The following is a 5,318-nucleotide window of genomic DNA, read 5'->3' as shown; positions in this document are numbered from 1 at the left end:
GCGGGCCGGGGCGGGCAGCCGGCGGCCGGCCTGGCGCAGGTCGACGATCTGGCCGTCCGGGCCCTCGGCGGCCAGCGAGAACCCGGCGGCGCGCAGCTCGTCGACGATCTCGACCAGGGGTTGGGGGCTGACCAGCACGGTGGGGGCGATCCTGCGCAGCTGCAGCGAGCCGGCCGCGGGGTGGGCGACGATCTCGGCGAGCAGCACCGGGTCGTCGCAGCGCAGGAAGGAGCTGGCGACGCCGCCGCGCAGGCGGCCGTGGCGGCGGGCCACGTCGTCGATGAGATAGGTCAGCGCCTGCGGGATCGGGGTGCGGGACCGGGTGGCGAACAGCTCGTGCAGCTCGTCCGCGGTCCGGCCGGCGTCGAGGGCGCGGCGCACGGAGGCCTCGGTGATCCGGTAGACGGTGGCGCTGCCGGCCGACTCGACGTCGGCGGTCTCGCCGATCTGGGTGGCGAGGTCGGGCTCGAGCGGGCCGGGCGCGACGACGGTCAGGTCGGCCTGGACCAGGACGTGGTCGACCGGCGCGGGCATGGCCTCCGCCATCCGCTTGGCGGCGCCGGCCGGGCCCTCCTCGAGCAGGACCCGGGCGGGGGAGCTGAGCGCGCCGAGGGCGACCACGCCCAGCGCGGTGGCCTCGCTGAGGGTCCAGCGGACGATCTCGTCGCGCAGCCGGCCGCCCCGGCGCGGGGCCCGCCAGGCCAGCACGGCGACAAGGTCCTCGGGGTCGACGCCGGCGCCGGCGGGCAGGGCGGCGAGCGCGTCGAGCACCCGGCGGCGCTCCACCGGGGCCGGCGGCCGGCGCAGGTCGTCGGACAGCGGGGCGAGCAGCCGGTCCTTGGCGTCGCGCAGGCCGCCGAGGCCGGGCAGCCGGGGCAGGTCCAGCCAGGCCGCGGCCAGGGTCGCCCAGCGGTTGGCCGCGGTCGCCCCGAGCCAGGCGTCGGCCAGGGTGGTCGGCACCCATTCGGGGGTGGTCGCGGCGCTGTCGGACACCAGGCCGGCGCCGACGGCGAGCTCGGCGAGCAGGCCGGCCTGGCGCTCGTCGGTGTCCGCCACCCTGGCCAGCCGGCGCAGGTCGCGCACGCCGAGGCCGCCGGACTTGAGCACCGGCGGCGGTTCGTCGGACCACGCGGTGAGCATGATCTCCATGCGGCGCACCAGCTCCAGCACCTCGCCGGCCGCCGTGGCGTCCACTGTGGACGGACGGTGATCGAGCGTGCGCAGCTCCGGCTCGACCAGCCGGACCGCGCCGAGCGGGGCGTCACCGCGGATCGCCAGGCCCACCTGGCGGGGCAGCTCGACGGTCTCGTCGTCCCTGCGCACCAGCAGGCCGAGCGCGAGCAGCCGCTGCACCGGTGTCCGCGCCTGCTCGACCGAGGCCGGGACCGTGGCGTCCCGGGTGCGGCCGATCGGCTGGCCGTGCGCAAGGGCGGTGAGCAGCCGGCGGTCCGCCTCGTCCAGCCCGGCCAGCAGCGCCGGCACGTCCACCCCGTCCAGCGCGGGCGACGGGCGGCCGAGGCCGGCCGGGAACTGACCGGTGACCTCGCGCACCGCCGGCACCACGGAGATCGCGTCGTCCTCGCCCCAGGCCAGCGCCAGCTCCCGGAGCCGGCCGACCGCGGCGGACACCCGCTCGGCGGCCACCCCCAGCGTGGGGACCAGCGCGGCCACCGGGACCGGCGCCACGTCGGCGTCGGCGAGCACCAGGGCGTCCAGCACGGCGAGAATGAACGTGTCCAGCCCCTCCGCGGCCCTGGCCACCGACGCCCTGGCGCCGGCCCGCGCGGCGAGCACGGTGCTGTCGGCGGGCGGGGGCGTCGCGAGGTCGGGCCGCGCGCGCAGCAGAGCGGCGAGCGCCTCGTCGTCGCGGGCGCGCAGCCACGAGGTGAGCGTGGGGGCGGGCACGCTGACCACGGTATACGTGCGGCCCGCCGGGCATCGGTCGAGTAACCTACCCAGCGCGGATGTTCAGATGCGACAGGAGGATCCGGTGGCGAAGGGCGGCAACAACAGCGAGCGCATCGATCCCGCGTGGCCGGGGGACGACGTCAACGGGCGGCACCCGGTGAGCGAGGTCGTCGCGGACCGGCAGGGCGCGCTGTCGCCCTTCGGCGAGCTGACCTTCCCGCTCCCGCCTGAGCAGCTCGGCTACGTGCACCCCGAGACCGAGATCAACTGGGAACGCTAGCCCGCGTGTTTGCGCCTGGCGTCGCCATGTTGGCGTCGTGCGCGGCCAACACGACGACGTGAGCGGCAAACACGCCGGGGTGTTGGGCGGGTTCTGGCGATAGGGTCACGCCATGCCGGTTCCTGGTCCTGGTTATTCCATCACCTTCCGCGTGGAGGCGCCGCCGTCGGCGAGCGCGGCCGGGGAGCTGGCCAGCGCGATCGGCAAGGTCGGCGGCGTGACCACCGCCTTCGACGTGGTCGAGTCGCACACCGACCGGATCGTCGTCGACATCACCTGCAACGCGCTGTCCGACGACCATGCCCGCGACATCGGCGACGAGCTGGAGCGGCTGCCCGGCGTCGTGGTGCGCAAGGCGTCCGACCGGACCTTCCTGATCCACCTCGGCGGCAAGATCGAGATTCGGCCCAAGATCGCGCTGAAGAACCGCGACGACCTGTCCCGGGCCTACACCCCCGGCGTCGCCCGGATCTGCCAGGCCATCGCCGAGAACCCGGACGACGCGCGCCGGCTGACGATCAAGCGCAACACGGTCGCGGTGGTCACCGACGGCTCGGCCGTGCTCGGCCTCGGCAACCTCGGGCCGGCCGCCGCCCTTCCGGTGATGGAGGGAAAGGCGGCGCTGTTCAAGAAGTTCGCCAACGTCGACGCCTGGCCGGTGTGCCTGGACACCCAGGACGTCGACGAGATCATCCACGCGGTGCAGCTGCTCGCCCCGGTCTACGGCGGGATCAACCTGGAGGACATCGCCGCGCCACGCTGCTTCGAGATCGAGCGGCGGCTGCGCGAGAAGCTGGACATCCCGGTGTTCCACGACGACCAGCACGGCACCGCGATCGTGGTGGTGGCCGCGCTGCGCAACGCGCTGCGGGTGGTCGGCAAGTCGCTTGCCGACTGCCGGATCGTGGTGTGCGGCGTGGGCGCGGCCGGCTCGGCGATCGTCCGGCTGCTGCTGCAACGCGGCCCCGGCGACGTGATCGCGGTGGACATCAACGGCATCGTGCACCGCGACCGCGGCGACCTCGACTCGAACCTGTCCTGGATCGCGCTGAACACCAACCACTCCGGCCGGACCGGCACCCTGCACGACGCGCTGGTCGGGGCCGACGTGTTCATCGGGGTGTCGGCGCCCAACCTGTTCGGCGCCGAGCAGGTCGCCACGATGGCCCCGCGCCCGGTGGTCTTCGCGCTGGCCAACCCAGACCCCGAGATCGACCCGCTCGAAGCCCAGCGCTACGCGGCCGTCGTCGCCACCGGGCGCAGCGACTACCCCAACCAGATCAACAACGTGCTCGCCTTCCCCGGCGTGTTCCGCGGCCTGCTCGACGCGCACGCCCGCACCGTCACCGACGACATGCTCCTCGCCGCGGCCGACGCCATCGCCGACGCCGTCGACGGCGACCGCCTCAACGCCTCGTTCATCGTCCCCAGCGTGTTCGACTCCGCCGTCGCCCCCGCCGTCGCCGAGTGCGTCCGCAAGGCCGCCGTGCACGTGGGCACGTGATGAACGACGGCCGCGCTACGCGGGCGGCGCGCGGCGCGGCCGTCGTCCTGGCAGCGCGCGATCCGCGGCGACGGCTCACCGCGTCGCCGTTGGTCCCGGCGTGTTCGACTCGGCGGTGGCGCCCGCCGTGGCGGAGTGCGTCCGCAAGGCGGCCGCCGTGTGCGGGGGCACGTAGCATCGCATCGTGCATGAGCTGAGCCACCTGGACTCCGCGGGGGCCGCCCGGATGGTGGATGTGTCCGGCAAGGATGTGACGGCTCGGACCGCGGTGGCGTCCGGGGTGGTGCGTACGACGGCCGAGGTGATCGACGCGCTGCGGCGGGACGGGCTGCCCAAGGGGGACGCGCTGGCCACCGCCCGGATCGCCGGGATCATGGGGGCCAAGCGCACGCCCGAGCTTGTTCCGCTGTGCCACCCGATCGCGCTGACCGGCCTGCGGGTCGACTTCGAGCTCGGCGAGACGGAGGTCGCGATCACCGCGACCGTGCGCACCGCGGACCGTACCGGCGTGGAGATGGAGGCGCTGACCGCGGTCGCCGTCGCCGGCCTCGCCCTGCACGACATGATCAAGGCCGTGGACCCCGCGGCCGTGCTGGACTCGGTCCGCCTCGTCCGCAAGGAGGGCGGCAGGTCCGGTACCTGGACCCGACCGGAGGGCAGATGAGCACGCGCACGGCTCGTGTGGTGGCCGCGTCGAACCGGGCGGCGGCCGGGGTGTACGAGGACCGGACCGGCCCGGTGATCGCGGCCTGGCTGCGCGAGCGCGGGTTCGAGGTCGGTGATGTGGTCGTGGTGCCCGACGGCGAGCCGGTGGCCGCGGCGCTGCGGGAGGCGGTGGCCGACCGGGTGACCGTCGTGATCACCACCGGCGGCACCGGGATCAGCCCGACCGACCGCACCCCGGAGGCCACCGCGTCCGTGCTGGACTACCAGATTCCCGGCCTTGCCGACGCCATCCGCTCCGCCGGGCTGCCGGCGGTGCCGACCGCGGTGCTGTCCCGCGGGCTGGCCGGGGTGGCCGGCGGCACGCTCGTGGTGAACCTGCCGGGGTCGACCGGCGGCGTGCGCGACGGGCTCGGCGTGCTGGACGGGGTGCTGTCGCACGCGGTCGACCAGCTGGCCGGCGGTGATCATGTGCGTCCGGCGACCGGCGGCGCCCGGGTGCTGCGCGCCGAGGTCAGCGAGGCGCCGCTGTCGGTCGACGAGCACGCCGCGCTGGTCGGCGAGCGGGCGGCGGGAGCGGTGGTGACCTTCGCCGGCGTGGTCCGCGACCACGACCACGGGCGGGCCGTGCTGGGCTTGACCTACGAGGGGCATCCCAGCGCCAAGGCGGTCATCGAGGAGGTGGCCGCGGACGTCGCGGCGCGGCACCCTGGCGTGCGCGCGGTCGCGGTCAGTCACCGGGTCGGCGGGCTCGACATCGGCGACGTGGCGCTGGCCTGTGCGGTTTCCGCCGACCACCGGCGGGAGGCGTTCGCCGCCTGCGCCGACCTCGTGGACGACGTCAAGCGGCGGCTGCCGATCTGGAAACATCAGACCTTCACCGACGGCACCGACGAATGGGTCAACTGCCCATAATCGCGGCTATATCAAAGAAAAGTGGCCCCGCCGTGGGCACGGCGGGGC

5 protein-coding genes are annotated in these 5,318 nt (G+C 75.0%); 4 read left to right on the top strand and 1 reads right to left on the bottom strand.

Annotated features, from left to right (window positions below; genetic code table 11):
- The coding region (locus tag VGX25_RS10855) for a helicase-associated domain-containing protein (protein ID WP_326917524.1) at nucleotides 1–1,905 on the bottom strand (1,905 nt) is incomplete at its 3' end.
- Between the two features lie 67 nt (nucleotides 1,906–1,972).
- Between VGX25_RS10855 and VGX25_RS10850 the strand changes: the two genes are divergently transcribed.
- The 4 genes from VGX25_RS10850 to VGX25_RS10835 all read left to right on the top strand — a co-directional run bounded on the left by VGX25_RS10850 (nucleotide 1,973) and on the right by VGX25_RS10835 (nucleotide 5,270).
- A complete protein-coding gene (locus VGX25_RS10850) occupies nucleotides 1,973–2,188 on the top strand; it encodes a hypothetical protein (RefSeq protein WP_326917523.1) in 216 nt (71 codons plus the stop codon).
- Between the two features lie 112 nt (nucleotides 2,189–2,300).
- Complete coding sequence (locus tag VGX25_RS10845; protein WP_326917522.1) at nucleotides 2,301–3,692, top strand: NAD-dependent malic enzyme; 1,392 nt, start codon at nucleotides 2,301–2,303, stop codon at nucleotides 3,690–3,692.
- Nucleotides 3,693–3,876: 184 nt separating this feature from the next.
- Nucleotides 3,877–4,356 carry a cyclic pyranopterin monophosphate synthase MoaC gene (gene moaC / locus VGX25_RS10840; protein WP_326917521.1) on the top strand — a complete coding sequence of 160 codons (480 nt, stop codon included), beginning with the start codon at nucleotides 3,877–3,879 and terminating at the stop codon, nucleotides 4,354–4,356.
- Nucleotides 4,353–5,270 carry a molybdenum cofactor biosynthesis protein MoaE gene (locus VGX25_RS10835; protein ID WP_326917520.1) on the top strand — a complete coding sequence of 306 codons (918 nt, stop codon included), beginning with the start codon at nucleotides 4,353–4,355 and terminating at the stop codon, nucleotides 5,268–5,270. The genes moaC and VGX25_RS10835 overlap by 4 nt, the downstream gene beginning before the upstream one ends.
- Nucleotides 5,271–5,318: the final 48 nt, after the last annotated feature.

Source organism: Actinophytocola sp. (assembly GCF_035942955.1).
Lineage (GTDB): Bacteria > Actinomycetota > Actinomycetes > Mycobacteriales > Pseudonocardiaceae > DASYTH01.
Note: the sequence above shows the minus strand (reverse complement) of the source record. Positions and strands in the feature narration are given on the sequence as shown.

Excerpts from the sequence above, each read along its gene's own strand:
- VGX25_RS10835 (WP_326917520.1), top strand. The coding sequence starts at position 4,353 with ATGAGCACGCGCACGGCTCGTGTGGTGGCCGCGTCGAACCGGGCGGCG.
- VGX25_RS10845 (WP_326917522.1), top strand. The coding sequence starts at position 2,301 with ATGCCGGTTCCTGGTCCTGGTTATTCCATCACCTTCCGCGTGGAGGCG.
- VGX25_RS10850 (WP_326917523.1), top strand. The coding sequence starts at position 1,973 with ATGCGACAGGAGGATCCGGTGGCGAAGGGCGGCAACAACAGCGAGCGC.